A 15,732-nucleotide genomic window follows, 5' to 3' on the forward strand; every position below is an offset into this window, starting at 1 on the left:
GTATCCATGACAATTAATTGATTGTTATGCATGCTGCTCACTATCCTGCGGCTTGTCAATGTCGCAGCGGTAGAAGTGAGGTGATAAGTGGAACAGAGGGCAGCGGCGAGAGCCGCAGGATGGATCAATGGTTTTATTGGGGTGGCGATCTTCAGCGGATCGCTGCCGGCAACGCGGGTTGCGCTGCAGGATTTTGCCCCCGGCTTTTTGACCTTCAGCCGGGCCTCAATTGCCGGTATCTTTGCGCTGCTGCTTCTGCTCGCGTGCCGGGAGCGGCTACCCGCGCGCCGCTATCTTGCCGGACTGACTATCTCTGCCGGTGGCGTCGTCATCGGCTTTCCGCTGCTGACGGCGCTGGCGCTACAGCATATTACCGCCGCCCATTCAATTGTCTTTCTCGGGCTGCTGCCGCTGTCTACGGCGCTTTTCGCCGTTATTCGCGGCGGCGAGCGCCCTCATGCGGGCTTCTGGGTGTTTTCACTGACGGGAAGCGCGCTGGTCGCCGGTTTCGCCCTCAGGCAGCCTGCTTCGCTGTCGGCCGAAGGCGATCTGTTAATGCTGGCCGCGGTAGCCGTCTGCGGACTAGGCTATGCCGAAGGAGCACGGCTTTCCCGCGCGCTGGGCGGCTGGCAAACCATCTGCTGGTCGCTGTGCCTCTCGCTGCCGCTAATGGCGATCGCCGCGCTATACACCTTTCCGCCATCGCTCAGCGGCATTCACATTCGGGGGTGGGCCGCGCTGGGTTACGTTTCGCTGTTCAGCATGCTGGCGGGGTTCGTTTTTTGATACAGGGGCCTGGCGGCGGGTGGAATTGCCGCTGTCGGCCAGCTTCAGCTTTTACAGCCGATTCTGGGGCTGATGCTGTCGGCGCTGCTGCTTAACGAGCGGGTCAGCCCGATAATGTGGATGACCGCGGGCGGCGTTATTATCTGCGTTGCCGGTGCAAAGCGTTTTGCCTGACGTTTTTTAAAATCGTGGTGATGGATGGGGGAGAACAGGGGAGCGATTTTACCCTCTGAGTCGCCTGTTACCGTGTATCTGAATTAATATTTCGCGTAACTGGATATATTTACTAATATATATAACTGCGCTAAACAGGGAATCTTTATTTCTCCTGCCTGCTCTTTCCTGAGCTATATAATGATTTACAGTCAACGAGAAAGAGGTATTATTGGCAACATACTGCACAGGGAGGGAATAAATGGATGCGATGTTGCTCGAAATGATGCGCTCAGGTAGAGGGAATAAGTACTGGGCGGAGACAATGGTTAATTTTGAAGCCCGGAAACTAATTAATACAGCGAATACTCTTGCAGCTTTCCATCTGAATGATGGTTTGACCCGAATGCATTTTGTTCAGGAAATTAAAGGGTTTGTAGAGCAGCAGTTTGCTTTGGCCCGACGGGCGAAATCAGACCAGGAGTGCATAGCATGCATAAAGAATCTGAGAGTTGAGACCAGGAATCTCGAAGAGCAGAACCAGATGCTGCGTATGAAGACAGCAAAACTTTATGCCAGGGTGAAGTTTGTTCGAGAGAACAACAATATTGTTGGGTATGTTATTTCTGCTGTAAATGTTGTGCTTTCGGGAGCAGAAATAGCTTTAGGAGCTACGCTACTTGCCAGTGCTAATCCATTAGGTGTGCTAGCTGGAGCAATACTCGTTGTGGATGGATTTAATGGCCTTAGCAAGGAATTTAGTCACCGGGTACTTGATGACTCCACATCTGAAGGGTTTGCTGCCAATGCCGCTATGTCTGTGGCTGAATTTATGGGGTTTAGTTCTCAACGTGGATTAGGTGTGTATAAATCCATCTCACTTATGGCGAATGCCTATAGCATTTTTGGATTGATAAGAAAGCCTGGTACCTGGAGGCTATTTCGCTATATGCCTGTCGATTATTATAGAAAGGTCAGTATGTTAAGTCGGCCAAAATTAACCATGAAAATTGTTGGGTATGGTGTGAAGGCTAAAGTCATTTTTGATCTCATGACAATTACCGAGCGTCCTCAGTCTTAGAAGCATATCGTTTATACCGCCAGGCTTTGAATGCGAGTTTGGCGGGTGTCAAATACCAAACTAATGGCAATCCAACAACCAATGAAAATGCCAGTGAGAGTGTATTGTTTTTCGTTGACAAAACTGATGTAAAAAACAGTATTATGAAAGCAACAATCGTTATCCACTTAGCTACATTAAATCGCTTCGCTAAATCCTGAATCACCTCATCAAATGTTCCACCAAAATTTTCCACATTACTTTTAATTTTCTGGAGATCTGTATGACTGAAACCGGATGCCAGTAATGTTTCTTCGCTCACTTTCATAGCTTTTCCCTCAAAATTCACCAGTGCATTACACGTGAGTTTACCCGAGTTCAGGCGATAAATCGCCACTTAAAATAACAATTTCGATACTGCTTACTTCCCTTTTAAAACAGCATCATATACATTTTTTGGCAAAAAATTCCCGCTGTACAGCGACAAAAGAAAAGGGGGACCGTAATCCCCCTTGTACATAACCTTATCACTGCGGAACGCTAATTAACGTCTCGCGTAACGGGTCTTATTTACCGGTATATTCAAATACGATAATAGAACCCGGGTTGCTCAGCTCGTGAGTCGGCTTATTGCTGTCGTCCATTACGCCATTGAAGTTATCGGTTGCCACGAAGATTTTACGGGTGTCCGGGCTGACAACCGCCATGCGGTAACGGTTAGCAGTGTGCAGCTCTTTCGAAACGTCGCCCTGAACATTTTTATCATCGTCGTTCAGCAGCACCCGGTAGATGGCACCGTTTTTCATCGAGGTGATCAGTAGGGAGTTACGCCAGGATTTAACCACGCCGTCTTTCGGATAATAGGTCACGCTTGACGGGGCAATGGTCGGCCAGCACATGTAGAAAGAGTCGCCGCAGCTGGCGTCGTTGAAGGTATAGCCGTCACGTACAGTAAAGAAGGTTTTGACCGGCGGCTTAAAGTTAGGCGCGTTCCAGTCGGTTTCTTTCTGAATCGGTACGCCAGCCGGGATGTGGTTCGGATCCCATTTCAGCGATGCGCAATCTTTGGCTTTGGAGTAATTAGCATAGACATAAGCCTGATCGTCGCGGAAGCCTGCAACGTGCGGCCAGCCGTAGTTGCCGCCGGCTTCCAGAATGTTCAGCTCATCATCAGTAGACGGACCCTGCTCGGAGGAATAAAGGGTGTCGCCGACAAAAACCAGGCCCTGCGGGTTGCGGTGACCGTAGGTGAACAGGTGGCTCTTAATGCCGTCGATAACCGGGTTGTCGTCAGGGATGGAGCCGTCGGTGTTCAGACGCAGTACTTTACCGGCATAGGCGGAGTAGTCTTTTTTCTCCAGTTCTGCGGCAGTTGGCAGGCGCTGGGCGTCGATCGGCTTGCAGAAGTTGGCGCCCTGGTTGTGACCCTGTTCGCCAATGGTGTAGTAGAGCTTGCCGTCAGGCCCGAAACGCAGTCGGCCACCGTTGTGGTCGTTACCTGCCGGGAAGCCCACCAGTACATCCTGCGGGTTAGTCAGCTTGTTGGTTTTCGGATCGTATTCCATACGCACGATTTTGCCGTGCTCGTTATCGCCATCCATATAGGTATAAGAGGCGTAAACGTAGTTTTTGCTGCCGTCCTTCATAAAGTCCGGGGCCAGCGCCAGGCCGAGTACGCCTTCGTGCTGCGGGCCAACGTGAACGCCGTCCAGCTTGATCAGCACGTCTTTTTTACCGGTTTTCGGATCGATGCGCAGAATAGAGGCGGCTTTACGTTCGGTTACCCAAAGGTGCCCATCCGGTGCCCAAACCATATCCCACGGCGCATCCAGGCCGGAAATCAGTACGTGAGCTTTAAAAGGCTGTTCGATTTGAACAGTGCTGTGTGCAGCATTATTTGCAGCAAAGGATACGCCGCAGGCCGCAATGGACAAGGCAACAGCCTGTCCAATTAATGACAATTTATTCATCTCAAATCACTCCATGCTAAGACATTTATCAGGCGAATTACTTAAGTGTAAATACTACGGTTTTGAGTATACATCACATTTGTTTTTTTGGTCTTCTGTTAGAATATTTCGCGAACTAACTATCTAATATAAACTTGTTATAAATCATGGCATTGATTGAGTTGTTGTGTTTTTGCCTACCTGTAAACAAAAATGCCTGTCCTGCCGGGAAGTTATAACTACGCGGGGGAATATTTACTATTGGTAAATGTTTGCCTGCTATCAGAAATAATCGTTAATGCTGGCCAGGATGCTAAGAATTTACTTATCTCACTAAGACATGATGGGTAACTCGAATGAAGTAACTGACCAGGATACTTCTTCACGGACAATTGAATGCCGGCGCGCGAGGGATAATTGAGGAGCAGGCCGACATTATTGGGATCCGGTTAGCCGTTGCTGTTTTACGAAAGGGTAATTGCGGCCCATTTTGTTATGGGCCGATGGGGTAATGCCGCGCTTTAGCGGCGGTGCGCCAGGCGCCGTACCAGCCAGTCACCGGTCATCTGCACGCTCTGCACCAGTGCAATCAAAATCACCACCGTGCCAAACATCACCTCATTATTGAAGCGCTGGTAGCCGTAGCGAATCGCCAGATCGCCGAGTCCGCCGCCGCCAATCACGCCCGCCATGGAAGAGAAGCCAATCAGCATCACAATGGTGAGCGCGGTACCGGCCAGCAGCGACGGCAGGGCTTCGGATAGCAGGGATTTACCAATGACGTCCCGCAGGCCGCCGCCCATCGCCAGAACCGCTTCCGTTTTACCGTAATCAACCTCGCCGAGGGCGTTTTCCGTCAGGCGGGCGAAGAAAGGGAATGCGCCAATGGCGATGGGGACAATCGCCGCAGTGCTGCCGAGCGTGGTACCGACGATAGCCCGCGTCAGGGGGATAACCGCAATCAGCAGCACGATGAACGGCAGCGAGCGGCCAATATTAATCACCGTTCCAAGCACCGCGTTGAATTTCGGCAGCGGCGCCAGCCCACCGGGGCGCGAGATAAACAGCAGCACGCCGGTGGGCAGGCCAATCAGTACCGTAAACAGCGCCGACAGCGCCACCATATAGACCGTTTCCAGCGTGCCGTTCAGCAGCAGCGGCCACAGGTCCTCCCAGCTCATGCTACTGCCCATCGCGGCCTCCCGTTAAATCCATTGCGCGCGAGAAATTCCTGTTCCGCCCGATCGTCGTGTAGCAAAGATTTCGCCAGCCTGGACCAGGGTGCCGTCAGCAAATCGGCGATGCGGCCGCTCTCGACCAGCTCGCCGTTTTCCAGCAGCGCCGCGCGATCGCAAAGGGCTTTAACCACGTCAATCTGATGGGTGATCATCACAATTGTCAGCTTCAGCGTGCGGTTTATCTCCGCCAGCAGGGCGAGGATTGCGGCGGTGGTCTCAGCGTCCAGCGCACTGGTCGCCTCATCGCACAGCAGCACGTCGGGCCTGGCCGCCAGCGCGCGGGCGATGCCGACGCGCTGTTTCTGGCCGCCGGAGAGCTGCGAGGGGTAAGCATTAACTTTTTCCTGCAGCCCAACCAGATCCAGCAGCTCCGCCACGCGCGCCCGACGTTCGGCCTTATCCACGCCGGCAATCTTCAGCGGTACCGCAATGTTTTCCGCCACGGTGCGGGCATGGAGCAAATTGAAGTGCTGAAAAATCATTCCGGTACGCAGGCGGTGCGCCCGCAGCGTATTTTTATCCATTTGCGTAATGTCGTGGCCGTTAACCCTGATTTGTCCGGCGTCTGGCCGCTCCAGCAAGTTAAGGCAGCGTATCAGGGTACTTTTACCCGCGCCGCTGCGCCCGAGGATGCCGTAAATGGCGCCCTGCGGAATACTTAATGAAACATTGTGCAGCGCCGGGCGATCCGCACCGGGATAGGTTTTACTGAGGCCGCTAATCTCAATCATGGCCGGCCTGCACCGGGATCACCGACCCGTGATAGGTCTTCTGGATAAAATCCCTGACCTGCGGCGAGGTGAGATCCTTTGCCAGCGCCACAATCCGCGGGTCGTGGGCCAGTTCCGGTGTGGTCACCAGCAGGTTAGCGTAAGGGTTATGGTCAGCGCTCTCCAGGCCCAGGGCATCTTTAGACGGTACCAGGCCTGCTTCAAGGGCATAATTACCGTTTATCACCACCAGGTCGGCATCGTCCAGCGAGCGCGGCAGCTGGGCGGCCTCGATTTCCAGAATTTTAAGATGCTTTGGATTAGCCACAATATCTTTCGGCGTTGCAAGGGTGGTGGAGGGATCCGTAAAGTGGGCGTTAAGCGTAATCAGCCCCTGCTTTTGCAGCAGAAACAGCGCCCGGCTGAGGTTGCTGCTGTTGTTAGGCACGGCAACGCTGGCGTTTTCCGGCAGGTCCGGGAGGGCTTTAATTTTGCGGGAGTAAATCCCCAGCGGCTCAATATGCACCTCGGCGGCCACCACGAAGGTTTTCCCCAGCGCTTTTTCCTGGTCTTTCAAATAGGGCAGATGCTGGAAGTAGTTGGCATCCACGTCGCCGTGGGCCAGCAGTTCATTGGCGTTAACCCCGCTGGTCAACTCAATAACTTTCAGATCGAGCTTCGGATCGATTTTCTTAATGTCGTTGAGGATCTCGGCGTGGGGAACCGGGTCTGCCGCCACCCGCAGCGGCTCCACCTGGGCCGATATTGCCGACAGAGAAAGTGACAGGGTAACGCCTGCCAGCGCAAACAGCTTTTTATTGATCATCATTATGGCCTTAATGTTGTGAAGAGAAGGCAGCAGCAGGATCGCGCAGCAAATCGGGGTAATAGCGGGCGGCCACGTCCGGATGCGAGCGCAGTCGTCCTTTCAGGTAGTTCCAGCCCACCTCCCGCAGCAGCGGGTTGTGCGGATCGCTGTCGGGCCCCCGGGCTTCGCGGGCAAGCCCGGCAGGTAGTGTAAACACGGGTACGGTAGCATCGAGCTGCGCGCCGAGGAAAAAGGCGATGGAGAGGCGTTCTGCATCCGCCGGCGGCGAGACTACGCGGTGTACGGTGGCCCGCAGATAGCCGTTAGTGGCCAGCTCCAGCAGCTCGCCGATGTTCACCACGAAGCTGCCCGCCAGCGGCGCTGCATCGATCCAGCGGTCGGGCGCGGCCTCGACCTGCAGGCCGCGCTGCTGATCCTGCAGCAGAAAACTGAGAAAGCCGGAATCTTTGTGGGCGCCGACGCCTTGGGCGCTTCCGGTTTCCGCCTGGCCGGGATAGCGGATAAGCTTGATGTGCTGATTGGGGCTGTCGGCGTACAGCCGGTCGAAGGCGCTGGCGGGCAGCTGTAGCGCTTCGGCAAAGGCCTGAAGCAGGGTGATGCTCACTCCGGTCATTGCCTGCTGCCAGGCGAGCAGCCGCGTCTTAAGTTCCGGTAGCGCGGCGGGCCACTGATTCGGCCCCTGCAGGCGCTGCCAGCGTGGGGAGTCGTCAGCCAGCGCCAGCGCCGGGCGCTCGGCGCCAATGTCAAACTGCTCGCGCCAGTCGGGCTGGCCGCGTGTCAGCTCTGCCGCCGCGCGGTTGTAACCGCGAAAATGGGGGGAGTGGATCATCGCCACCTGCTGCTTTTGCGCCTCATCGAGGGCAAAAAAAGCCCGCGCCAGCTGCTGTAACCCATGCTGCTGCGTGTCGTCCACGCCGTGATTCACCAGATAGAAGAAACCGATATCGCGCGCCGCGCGGCGCAGATCCGTAAGAAAGCGCGATTTCTGTGCCGCGTCCCGGTAGCGGGCGAGATCCAGAATGGGCAACGTATCGGTCATCTTCTTCTTCTCCGTCAGATAGCTAACGGCAGATTGCCTGAAGCAGAAAGTCGCCACCAATACTGTTCTTTTCTAATTTATGACCGGGCGGGGTTCGGAGCTTTTGCGAATTATGGATAAGCGCGCCCGGTGAGGCCGGGCGCGGCGGGTAGTTATTTGCTACCGGCAAGCGGCGCGGCGGAGAATCGGGTGACGTCCGGGCCGTACTGCAGTTTGCCGACGCTCGGACGCAGGCTTGAATAATCGAGAGTTTGTCCCTGCGCGTCCTGCGCTTTGCCACGCCAGAAAATCTGCCCGGCGGCAGGAATAGCGTCGCTCAGCAGGCGGTTCACGTCCTGGTCCCAGGTGTATTTTTTGGTCAGCGCATTATCATTCCACACCGCGATTTGCGCGCCTATTGGTGGATTAACGGCATTCGCCGGCCACTTGTTGTAGACCCGCTCGCCGGTCAGGCCGTTGGGATTGAAGTAGGCGAGGGTGGTCATCGGCACGATATACCAGTCGCCATAGGATTCCGTCCAGCGATAGCCTTTCTGCTGCCAGTTGATAGACGCTTCCGAGCCCCAGTTAATCCAGCGCTGGATCCAGACATTCTTATCCAGCGTCGGGAGATAGCTCTGATCGCCCCACATCTGCACGGTTTTGCCTTTTGACTGAACGTAGTGTGCGAGATCGTTCAGAAACGATACCTGCTTGCTGACCGGAATGCTGCCGTTGTTAACGTTGACCTCATCACCGCCGAGGTGCACCACCGGCGAGCGGAACCAGGGGAGGAATTCGTCAAAAACCGTCTTGATGTAGGCCAGGGTTTCCGGTCGGGTCGGATCGATAGTGCCGCCCGGCGGATTATCGCCGGTATAGGCGATGTCCGGATTTGCGAGCAAAAACGCGCCCGAGTGGCCCGGAGAGTCGATCTCCGGCACGATGCGCACGCCGTAATCGGCGGCGACTTGTTCAAGCTTGTCCCAGTCCTGACGGGTGTAGTACTGATTGTCGGCAGGGATTAATCCGGCAAACGCGGGGTTATCGGATTTCAGCCTGAACGCGCGCAGGCCCCACTGTTTATTGGCATCCAGCGCCTGATCGTTAAGGTGCAGGTGCAGAGTATTGAGTTTGTACCAGCCCATAAATTTAATGTAGGCCGTCAGAAAGTCGACGCTGGCAAATTTGCGCCCGACATCAAACATGATGCTGCGCTCGCGGTAGCGCGGCGTGTCGGCAATATAGCCGCGGGGCAGGGTAGCGTGATTCTGCTGCAGCGTGGCTATCTGCAGCAGCGACTGGGTTGCATAAAAAAGACCGCTGGCACGGCTGGCACGCAGGGTAATTCCCTGACCGATAGCCAGCGTATAGCCCTCGTCGGTCGCTGCCGCCGTGGTACCGCTGCAGGATGAAAGACTCAGCAAAATATCGCCAGGTTTTGCCGCCTGTCCGTCGCTGCCGGCAATATCAAGCTTCAGGCCAGAAATATGCTGCAGCTGTGCCTGGAACAGCTGCGCCTGGTGCAGCAGCGCCGCATTATTCATATCGTCAATGCGAATATGGCTGCCCGCCGTCAGCTGCGTGCTGCCGTCTCCGCCGCGCCACGTTCCCACCGTCGGTACGATCAGCGGCGGGGCGTTGGCACCGTTAAAACCGTCCGGCAGTTCAGTATCGCTACAGGTTATTTCGCCGGCCAGAACCGGCGCAGAGAGACACAGGCTCAGCGCCAGGGCTGCGGGGCTATAACGCATTAACTTCATGGGCATATTCTCCGGTGATAAAATCACTTAATAAGATGACTTAATTTGTAGTAATTAATAAGTGTTATAATAGATAAATGGTGGGGTTTGGATAATAACTTTTTGATCTGGGTAAGGTAGGCAAGGCGACAAACTATTGTGAAGCGCAGAGTAAAACAATTAACCGCAAAAATAATCAGGATAATAGTTAGGCATTGAATCTGCCTGAAGATGTCCTTTTTCTCCGGGCAGTTATAACTGCGTGTTTTTTATTAATTATTTATTTGACCTTAACGTCATGGGTAATAACCGGATGACAGGCGATCTCAAAATTAACGGAATTAGCAATAAAACAATACTCGTGCGCACGGTGATGAAGCTCGATTGCAAGACCGATATCATCTCCAGGCCGGATAGTGATTGTCGGATTTAGAACAATACGGGTAAAGCCGCCATGTTTGCCTTCGCGCATGGTCCCTTCAGCACGATCCGAGTATGTAAAAACATTAATCCCTGCTTCAGCGCAGAGATGGAGATACCACAATTTATGGCAGGCAGAGACCGAAGCAATAAGGAGATCCTCCGGGTTCCAGCGTTGGGCATCTCCGCGAAATGCGGGGTCTGATGAGCCGGAAATGACAGGCTTACTTCCCGCTAAAATCTCAAAATCTCTGTCGTAGGCTTTATAGGATTCAGTACCGCTTCCTCTGTTTCCCGTCCACGTTACACTTACTTGGTAATGATGCTCGCGTTGGGTCATTACAGCACTCCTGTAGAGCTTAAGAGATAGCAAAGGATTACACGCTGCGGGTAAAATAGCTATACTCGGGATTAGGTGCTCGAAAGGGCAAAAGCTGTTTTAATTGGGAGATACAGTATGGATACAGTCGAGGAACTCAATAACACGTATTTTTATGCAGGTCGTTCAAACCTGAGTTCCAGTCAGTTACTGTTTATGATTTTCTGCGAAAACACTGCTAATCAGCTGGGTGTGCAGGATTTTGGGTCGATAGTATCAATTGTTGCTGGCTTGAATATTTTGCCTACGCGAACAAAACCACGTGATGCCATTGAGGGCACTTCATTAGCATCCCGTGGCTCTCGTAAAATCTTCGGTACTGCTAAATTTCCTTGGGGAGTTCGTTTACCATCGGTGATAGGGGGATATCCACCATCGACATTGAAAATAAAAATGGTTGCAAAAATTAGCGCGTTTACCGGTCGTGCTATACCTGTAGTCGGATGGATTATTCTGGCTTCTGACGTTTCGCAGATTGCATATTGTACAGTAAGAGATTACAACCGTATTGCCAGGGGGAGTGACAAAATATGGTAAGTGATACTCTTGAACAGAGAATTTATGAACTGGTTAAAAGTCATGATGGCATTTACCTTTTTAAGAAAAAGGAACTGACACCGACAACGGATTTGGATTCAGATTTACGGCTGGAAGATGATGAAGCACTGGCGCTGATGGATGATTTTTTCACGAAGTTTAATGTAGATAGAGGAAATTTTTCCATATCGACATATTATCCGCCAGACCCACCGCTCAAGGATCTGCTCAATCCGTTTCGTAAAAGCAATATTCCTAAGGTGCCAGATTTTACTATTGGTATGCTCATTGAATCTGCCAGAGCTAGCCGCTGGCTGTATGATTGAGCTTTGTCAGAGAACGTTTAATCTGACACACATTCTTGAAAAGTTGAGAGTTACCGGTTTTGATATGGGTATTGAATCCTTATACAAAACACAGGGTAACTCTCTGTGCGAACCAATTTATATTGAGACGAAGAACTCCTCTTCGTTTCTTCTCTTATAATTGTCATCCCAGATGAGTTTTAATCTGTATTTACTTTTACTTTTAAAACTCATGTAGGCAATGATTTCGATTCCATGTTGCGGGTGCAATACTTCATATGGGAATTTATCTGCTATATCACGCATGACAAGATATTCATCACCATCATTGTCTGGAAATTGAATTTCTATGCTTCTGGCCTCAATTTTCCCTCTATTAAATATCTTAAGCTTATAGTTATTTTTTGATACCTTAACAAGACGGGCACCAAGCTCAGCCTTCATTTCATTTATTGCCGAATTTGTTTCTTTCTGAAGAAGCAGCTTACGTAGTCTATCCTGTTCATCCTTCATAACCCGCTGTTCAAAATCACTTTTTTTTGACTTTAGCTCAGATCGCACTTGGCAGGCGATTGTTACAAGAAGGGCTAGTGATGCAATGATATCGCTTGTTGTCATCATTTGATCCTTATATTTTTATTCCCTTTAAATGCATTTTTAAACATGTCGTCAAACTGCTTTTGTATATCTTTAGTTAATTCTTGTTTTATTTCATCCACATGTGCTTCGATTGCAGCACCATTTTCTTGAATTAATTCGTCTTTAGTCAATTCCTTTCCGCACCCTAGGCACTTTACAATTTCAGAGTTATCAGAGTATTCCATTTCCGTATTACCACAGACAGAGCATAACAAGATGATATTTCTGTTGTATTTTTCAGGGTTTAGTTTCATTACGCTTTCCTTATATAAAATGAATTGCTTACCAATAAAATGAATTTCTTCTCTGCCACTAATAAAGCAGCCCATATCACACAATAACAAACCGGAAGAATATCAGAGCCATTCCCAAACCGGTTCCGTACCACGAAACCATATCATCGAAAAACAATCCGTCAAAGTCACGAACTCCAGCAGCTTCCTTAAGGATCGTTTCTTTGTATATAATATAATTGAAATTTTTTTCCTTTACCCAAAATTTTCTCAGGACGTGACTCCAATGGCTGCATCACAGTGCATACATCGCCGCTGTGCCGTGGGGTCTGTTTTTTTCTAATTTACGTCAAGTTCATCTTGTACCGAAACTTCTGGCAGTGAAGTACCCACCAGCTTTTTGCTGGTCAATGAACCAAGCAATCTTCAAAATAGGTAAAGGTGGACTGAGGCTGATGAATTTTTGGGCGGGCGTTGTCTGCGGGGGATCCAGAGTCCGGCTTTTATCATCAGGCGTCTGATGGTTTCCTTGCCCAGTACCAGACCGTTGACTTCCTCCAGTTTTTCCCGGGCCAGCGTGGGGCCAAAATCGCGGTAGCGTTCTCGTATTATACTCAGTGCCAGGTCTGTCAGTGATGCGGGTAACAGACGGTTGCCAGTGCGGCCGCGACTCTGGTTGTTCATACCAAGCGGGCCGGACTGGCGATAACGCTTCAGCAGACGACTGTAATGACGTGGCGCGGTACCGAGCATCTCGGGCGCCTGGCCAAGACGCAGGTTACGTACGATGACATCCTGAAGGATTTTTAGGGGTTGATTTCTTTCACGGTGAACATCCCGGCGTTATGAATAGGCATAGAAAAACTCCTCATCAGGAAAAGTGAGCCGTTGACCAGACATACAGAATTGAAAACTAAAGCCTGGACATTCCTAAAGCATGAGCCCATGAGCCACAAACAAACATTAGCATTGAGCCACTACAACATAAGTGCGCATAATGTATATTATGTTAAATGCCGTTTATGACGCATCACCCATATCATATAACCCATCCCTACACTCATGGTTTACCCTGTTTCATCAACTGCCACGTGTTAGGCTTAGTGCAATCGTCTTCACCAAACTAAACTACGGGCATGCAGATGTTTAACCAATTATCTCGTCGCCTGCACCACTGTAATGAAGTCGCCGGCAACATAACAAAAGCCAACTCAGCCCAGCTGCAACAACTTAAAACCCAGCTCGCCCAGCAGATGGGTAAGCCCGTAGGGCTGCATACTATGGGCATTCCAGCGGCCATTAGTATCCTTGGCATAATCATAAGTTTCGCGATACCGCAGCTGTGGCTGGGTTACGGCGTACTCGCATTTCTCGGCCAGCCAGCGGATGCCGTGTTCACGTGGGTTGTTTTGGTTGCCCTAATCTTTGCCGGTACTAACGGCGTAACGATGTTTATGATGGGTAAAGGCTATATGGGCGCGGTGCGTTTACATCTTTCGCTTGTGATGATTAGCGTCGTACTCACAATCGCCTACTTGCTAGCTGCGCTAAGCGGAACCGGACTTCCCGGCGTCAACGTTACCGCTGCGCTCATTGGTGTCGTTATGATTCTTCTAAGCATAAGCTGCATTCTTTCGACGGCTTTTTACCGGATGCTGCTGTTCACTCTGCACAATCGCACCTGGCGCAGACTTATCGATCTGACAAGAGATGCTCACGCCTCGCGTAAGCTCGAATCCAGAACAACGACCGCCAGGCCATGTCAGGCGCGCGTGATTAGCGTTAGTGCGCCACCACCCTCCCCTCAATAACCCCGCAGCGCGCAATAGAATTTACTTATTCTTGCTTTGGCCATCAGATCGTAACGCTATTTGATCTCCCTCAACGGCTAAATATGATGAATTTATAAAATCGTCATACTCATTTTGTCGTAGCTCTCATCTATAAGGTCATCGTCTTGTCCAGACTTAGCCGCTCATTGTTGTTGCTGTGTTGTCTCGCCACTTTTAATGCAAAGGCCAGCCCCCTGAATGAAATAACCACCGCATGGCCTGTTAACGTCGGTCCACTCAATCCGCATCTTTATACGCCTAACCAGATGTTCGCCCAGAGCATGGTTTATGAGCCGCTGGTGAAATATCAGGCTGACGGCTCGGTGAAACCCTGGCTGGCAAAAAGCTGGAGCCACTCGCCGGACGGCAAAGTCTGGACCTTTACTCTGCGTGACGATGTCACGTTTTCAAACGGTGAAGCGTTTGATGCCCGAGCGGCGGCAGAAAATTTTCGCGCGGTGCTGGATAACCACCAGCGCCACGCGTGGCTGGAGCTGGTTAATCAGATTGTTGACGTTAAGGCGCTCGACAAATTTAAGCTGCAGATCGCTCTCAAAAGTGCCTATTACCCTTTTTTGCAGGAGCTGGCGTTACCACGCCCTTTCCGCTTTATTGCCCCGTCGCAGTTTAAAGACAATGAGACAATGCACGGTATTACTACGCCGATTGGAACCGGTCCGTGGATACTTAAAGAATCAAAACTCAACCAGTACGATGTGCTGGTGCGTAACGAGCATTATTGGGGCGAAAAACCGCAAATTCAGAAAGTGACAATCAAAGTCATCCCGGATCCCACCACACGCGCAGTCGCTTTTGAAACCGGTGATATTAACCTGCTGTACGGTAATGAAGGGCTGCTGCCGCTCGATACTTTCGCGCGCTTCAGCCAGAATCCGCAATACCGTACCCAGCTTTCTCAGCCGATAGAAACGGTGATGCTGGCGCTTAACTCCGCCAAAGGGCCGACCCGCGAGCTGGCGGTGCGTGAAGCGCTCAACTACGCGGTAAACAAAAAATCGCTGATCGACAATGCCCTGTACGGCACGCAGCAGGTGGCAGATACGCTGTTCTCCCCTACCGTTCCCTATGCCAACATTGGCCTGAAACCGCGCCAGTACGATCCTCAACAGGCGAAAGCACTGCTGAAAAAGGCAGGCTGGACGCTGCCTGCCGGGAAAAGTATCCGTGAGAAAAACGGCCAGCCCCTTCGCATTGAGCTGTCGTTCGTTGGCACCGACGCGCTAAGTAAATCGATGGCGGAAATTATCCAGGCGGATATGCGCCAGGCCGGCGTGGATGTGGCGCTCGTGGGCGAGGAAGAAGATTGATTTACCGTCGCGCCTGCTGGCGCCTGACAGCCAGCACTGGCTGGGAACCGATCATCTGGGCCGCGATATATTTTCCCGCCTGCTGGCCGCAACCCGCGTGTCGCTCGGCTCGGTTTTTGCCTGCCTGCTGCTGGTACTGGCGCTGGGTCTTATGGTCGGCGGCAGCGCAGGCCTTATCGGCGGCCGTGTCGATCAGGTCACCATGCGCATCGCCGATCTGTTTATGACCTTTCCGACATCGATCCTCTCGTTCTTTATGGTTGGCGTGCTGGGAACCGGGCTCACCAATGTCATTATCGCCATCGCCCTGTCGCACTGGGCGTGGTATGCGCGGATGGTGAGAAGCCTGGTGATCTCCCTGCGCCAGCGCGAGTTCGTGCTGGCCGCCCGCCTTTCCGGTGCCGGTCATGTTCGGGTGTTTATTGATCATCTGGCCGGGGCGGCGATCCCCCCGCTGCTGGTGCTGGCGACGCTGGACATTGGTCACATGATGCTGCACGTCGCCGGCATGTCGTTCCTCGGGCTGGGCGTGACCGCGCCGGCGGCCGAATGGGGCGTGATGATCAACGACGCG

Annotated in this window: 15 protein-coding genes and 3 pseudogenes; 7 read left to right on the top strand and 11 right to left on the bottom strand. The window is 52.0% G+C overall.

All coding sequences use genetic code 11. From position 1 onward, the window contains the following. Positions 1-87: 87 nt before the first annotated feature. Positions 88-960 (top strand): annotated as a pseudogene (locus QZ766_RS13250) (DMT family transporter). 241 nt (positions 961-1,201) lie between these two features. Next, on the top strand, positions 1,202-2,020 hold the full coding sequence (locus tag QZ766_RS13255) for a DUF4225 domain-containing protein (protein WP_297202713.1): 819 nt from the start codon (positions 1,202-1,204) through the stop codon (positions 2,018-2,020). On the opposite strand, the gene QZ766_RS13260 is transcribed toward QZ766_RS13255, so the two are convergent. The 8 genes from QZ766_RS13260 to QZ766_RS13295 all read right to left on the bottom strand — a co-directional run bounded on the left by QZ766_RS13260 (position 1,998) and on the right by QZ766_RS13295 (position 10,245). Further along, positions 1,998-2,327: a hypothetical protein gene (locus QZ766_RS13260; RefSeq protein WP_297202715.1), complete on the bottom strand. Its 330-nt coding sequence runs from the start codon at positions 2,325-2,327 to the stop codon at positions 1,998-2,000. The genes QZ766_RS13255 and QZ766_RS13260 overlap by 23 nt on opposite strands. Before the next feature lie 238 nt (positions 2,328-2,565). Beyond that, positions 2,566-3,969, bottom strand: coding sequence for a glucose/sorbosone family PQQ-dependent dehydrogenase (locus tag QZ766_RS13265; protein ID WP_297202717.1), 1,404 nt, complete (start codon positions 3,967-3,969; stop codon positions 2,566-2,568). A gap of 500 nt (positions 3,970-4,469) precedes the next feature. Beyond that, entirely contained in the window at positions 4,470-5,129 is a 660-nt protein-coding gene (locus QZ766_RS13270; RefSeq protein WP_297202737.1) for a methionine ABC transporter permease, read from the bottom strand. After that, the gene (locus QZ766_RS13275; protein ID WP_297202719.1) at positions 5,126-5,917 is read right to left on the bottom strand and encodes an ATP-binding cassette domain-containing protein; all 792 of its coding nucleotides are present in this window, start codon (positions 5,915-5,917) and stop codon (positions 5,126-5,128) included. Before QZ766_RS13275 ends, QZ766_RS13270 begins: the two co-directional genes overlap by 4 nt. Continuing rightward, complete coding sequence (locus QZ766_RS13280) at positions 5,910-6,722, bottom strand: MetQ/NlpA family ABC transporter substrate-binding protein (RefSeq protein WP_297202739.1); 813 nt, start codon at positions 6,720-6,722, stop codon at positions 5,910-5,912. Before QZ766_RS13280 ends, QZ766_RS13275 begins: the two co-directional genes overlap by 8 nt. 10 nt (positions 6,723-6,732) lie before the next feature. Continuing rightward, positions 6,733-7,764, bottom strand: a complete 1,032-nt coding sequence (locus QZ766_RS13285) for an isopenicillin N synthase family oxygenase (RefSeq protein ID WP_297202721.1) — start codon at positions 7,762-7,764, stop codon at positions 6,733-6,735. A gap of 152 nt (positions 7,765-7,916) precedes the next feature. Beyond that, positions 7,917-9,506 (bottom strand): glycoside hydrolase family 20 protein, encoded by a 1,590-nt coding sequence (locus QZ766_RS13290; RefSeq protein WP_297202722.1) that lies wholly within the window; start codon positions 9,504-9,506, stop codon positions 7,917-7,919. Positions 9,507-9,765: 259 nt separating this feature from the next. Then, complete coding sequence (locus QZ766_RS13295; protein ID WP_297202724.1) at positions 9,766-10,245, bottom strand: OsmC family protein; 480 nt, start codon at positions 10,243-10,245, stop codon at positions 9,766-9,768. Positions 10,246-10,362: 117 nt separating this feature from the next. Here QZ766_RS13295 and QZ766_RS13300 point away from each other — a divergent pair, with 117 nt between their 5' ends. Together QZ766_RS13300 and QZ766_RS13305 are read left to right on the top strand one after the other, a co-directional pair. Then, positions 10,363-10,821, top strand: coding sequence for an STM2901 family protein (locus QZ766_RS13300; RefSeq protein ID WP_297202726.1), 459 nt, complete (start codon positions 10,363-10,365; stop codon positions 10,819-10,821). Next, complete coding sequence (locus QZ766_RS13305) at positions 10,815-11,147, top strand: DUF1493 family protein (protein ID WP_297202728.1); 333 nt, start codon at positions 10,815-10,817, stop codon at positions 11,145-11,147. Before QZ766_RS13300 ends, QZ766_RS13305 begins: the two co-directional genes overlap by 7 nt. A gap of 117 nt (positions 11,148-11,264) precedes the next feature. Here the strand turns inward: QZ766_RS13305 and QZ766_RS13310 are convergent, their stop codons facing one another. The 3 genes from QZ766_RS13310 to QZ766_RS13320 all read right to left on the bottom strand — a co-directional run bounded on the left by QZ766_RS13310 (position 11,265) and on the right by QZ766_RS13320 (position 12,751). Further along, positions 11,265-11,747 carry a hypothetical protein gene (locus tag QZ766_RS13310; protein ID WP_297202730.1) on the bottom strand — a complete coding sequence of 161 codons (483 nt, stop codon included), beginning with the start codon at positions 11,745-11,747 and terminating at the stop codon, positions 11,265-11,267. Further along, a complete protein-coding gene (locus QZ766_RS13315) occupies positions 11,744-12,019 on the bottom strand; it encodes a hypothetical protein (RefSeq protein ID WP_297202732.1) in 276 nt (91 codons plus the stop codon). The genes QZ766_RS13310 and QZ766_RS13315 overlap by 4 nt, the downstream gene beginning before the upstream one ends. A 405-nt stretch (positions 12,020-12,424) precedes the next feature. Further along, positions 12,425-12,751 (bottom strand): hypothetical protein, encoded by a 327-nt coding sequence (locus QZ766_RS13320; RefSeq protein ID WP_297202734.1) that lies wholly within the window; start codon positions 12,749-12,751, stop codon positions 12,425-12,427. A gap of 389 nt (positions 12,752-13,140) precedes the next feature. Between QZ766_RS13320 and QZ766_RS13325 the strand changes: the two genes are divergently transcribed. The 3 genes and pseudogenes from QZ766_RS13325 to nikC all read left to right on the top strand — a co-directional run. Next, positions 13,141-13,809, top strand: coding sequence for a hypothetical protein (locus QZ766_RS13325; protein ID WP_297202735.1), 669 nt, complete (start codon positions 13,141-13,143; stop codon positions 13,807-13,809). Between the two features lie 140 nt (positions 13,810-13,949). Continuing rightward, positions 13,950-15,152: pseudogene (nikA, locus tag QZ766_RS13330) on the top strand (nickel ABC transporter substrate-binding protein); the annotation flags it as partial. A 1-nt stretch (position 15,153) separates the two neighbouring features. After that, positions 15,154-15,732, top strand: a pseudogene (nikC, locus tag QZ766_RS13335) (nickel ABC transporter permease subunit NikC); the annotation flags it as partial.

The organism is uncultured Pluralibacter sp. (genome assembly GCF_913775985.1).
GTDB lineage: Bacteria > Pseudomonadota > Gammaproteobacteria > Enterobacterales > Enterobacteriaceae > Pluralibacter.

What these genes read in the sequence shown, in the direction of transcription:
- QZ766_RS13260 (WP_297202715.1), bottom strand. Translation starts at nt 2,327, where the DNA reads ATGAAAGTGAGCGAAGAAACATTACTGGCATCCGGTTTCAGTCATACA.
- QZ766_RS13285 (WP_297202721.1), bottom strand. Translation starts at nt 7,764, where the DNA reads ATGACCGATACGTTGCCCATTCTGGATCTCGCCCGCTACCGGGACGCG.
- QZ766_RS13280 (WP_297202739.1), bottom strand. Translation starts at nt 6,722, where the DNA reads ATGATCAATAAAAAGCTGTTTGCGCTGGCAGGCGTTACCCTGTCACTT.
- QZ766_RS13305 (WP_297202728.1), top strand. Translation starts at nt 10,815, where the DNA reads ATGGTAAGTGATACTCTTGAACAGAGAATTTATGAACTGGTTAAAAGT.
- QZ766_RS13270 (WP_297202737.1), bottom strand. Translation starts at nt 5,129, where the DNA reads ATGAGCTGGGAGGACCTGTGGCCGCTGCTGCTGAACGGCACGCTGGAA.
- QZ766_RS13300 (WP_297202726.1), top strand. Translation starts at nt 10,363, where the DNA reads ATGGATACAGTCGAGGAACTCAATAACACGTATTTTTATGCAGGTCGT.
- QZ766_RS13290 (WP_297202722.1), bottom strand. Translation starts at nt 9,506, where the DNA reads ATGAAGTTAATGCGTTATAGCCCCGCAGCCCTGGCGCTGAGCCTGTGT.
- QZ766_RS13320 (WP_297202734.1), bottom strand. Translation starts at nt 12,751, where the DNA reads ATGCTCGGTACCGCGCCACGTCATTACAGTCGTCTGCTGAAGCGTTAT.
- QZ766_RS13310 (WP_297202730.1), bottom strand. Translation starts at nt 11,747, where the DNA reads ATGATGACAACAAGCGATATCATTGCATCACTAGCCCTTCTTGTAACA.
- QZ766_RS13265 (WP_297202717.1), bottom strand. Translation starts at nt 3,969, where the DNA reads ATGAATAAATTGTCATTAATTGGACAGGCTGTTGCCTTGTCCATTGCG.
- QZ766_RS13295 (WP_297202724.1), bottom strand. Translation starts at nt 10,245, where the DNA reads ATGACCCAACGCGAGCATCATTACCAAGTAAGTGTAACGTGGACGGGA.
- QZ766_RS13315 (WP_297202732.1), bottom strand. Translation starts at nt 12,019, where the DNA reads ATGAAACTAAACCCTGAAAAATACAACAGAAATATCATCTTGTTATGC.
- QZ766_RS13275 (WP_297202719.1), bottom strand. Translation starts at nt 5,917, where the DNA reads ATGATTGAGATTAGCGGCCTCAGTAAAACCTATCCCGGTGCGGATCGC.
- QZ766_RS13325 (WP_297202735.1), top strand. Translation starts at nt 13,141, where the DNA reads ATGTTTAACCAATTATCTCGTCGCCTGCACCACTGTAATGAAGTCGCC.
- QZ766_RS13255 (WP_297202713.1), top strand. Translation starts at nt 1,202, where the DNA reads ATGGATGCGATGTTGCTCGAAATGATGCGCTCAGGTAGAGGGAATAAG.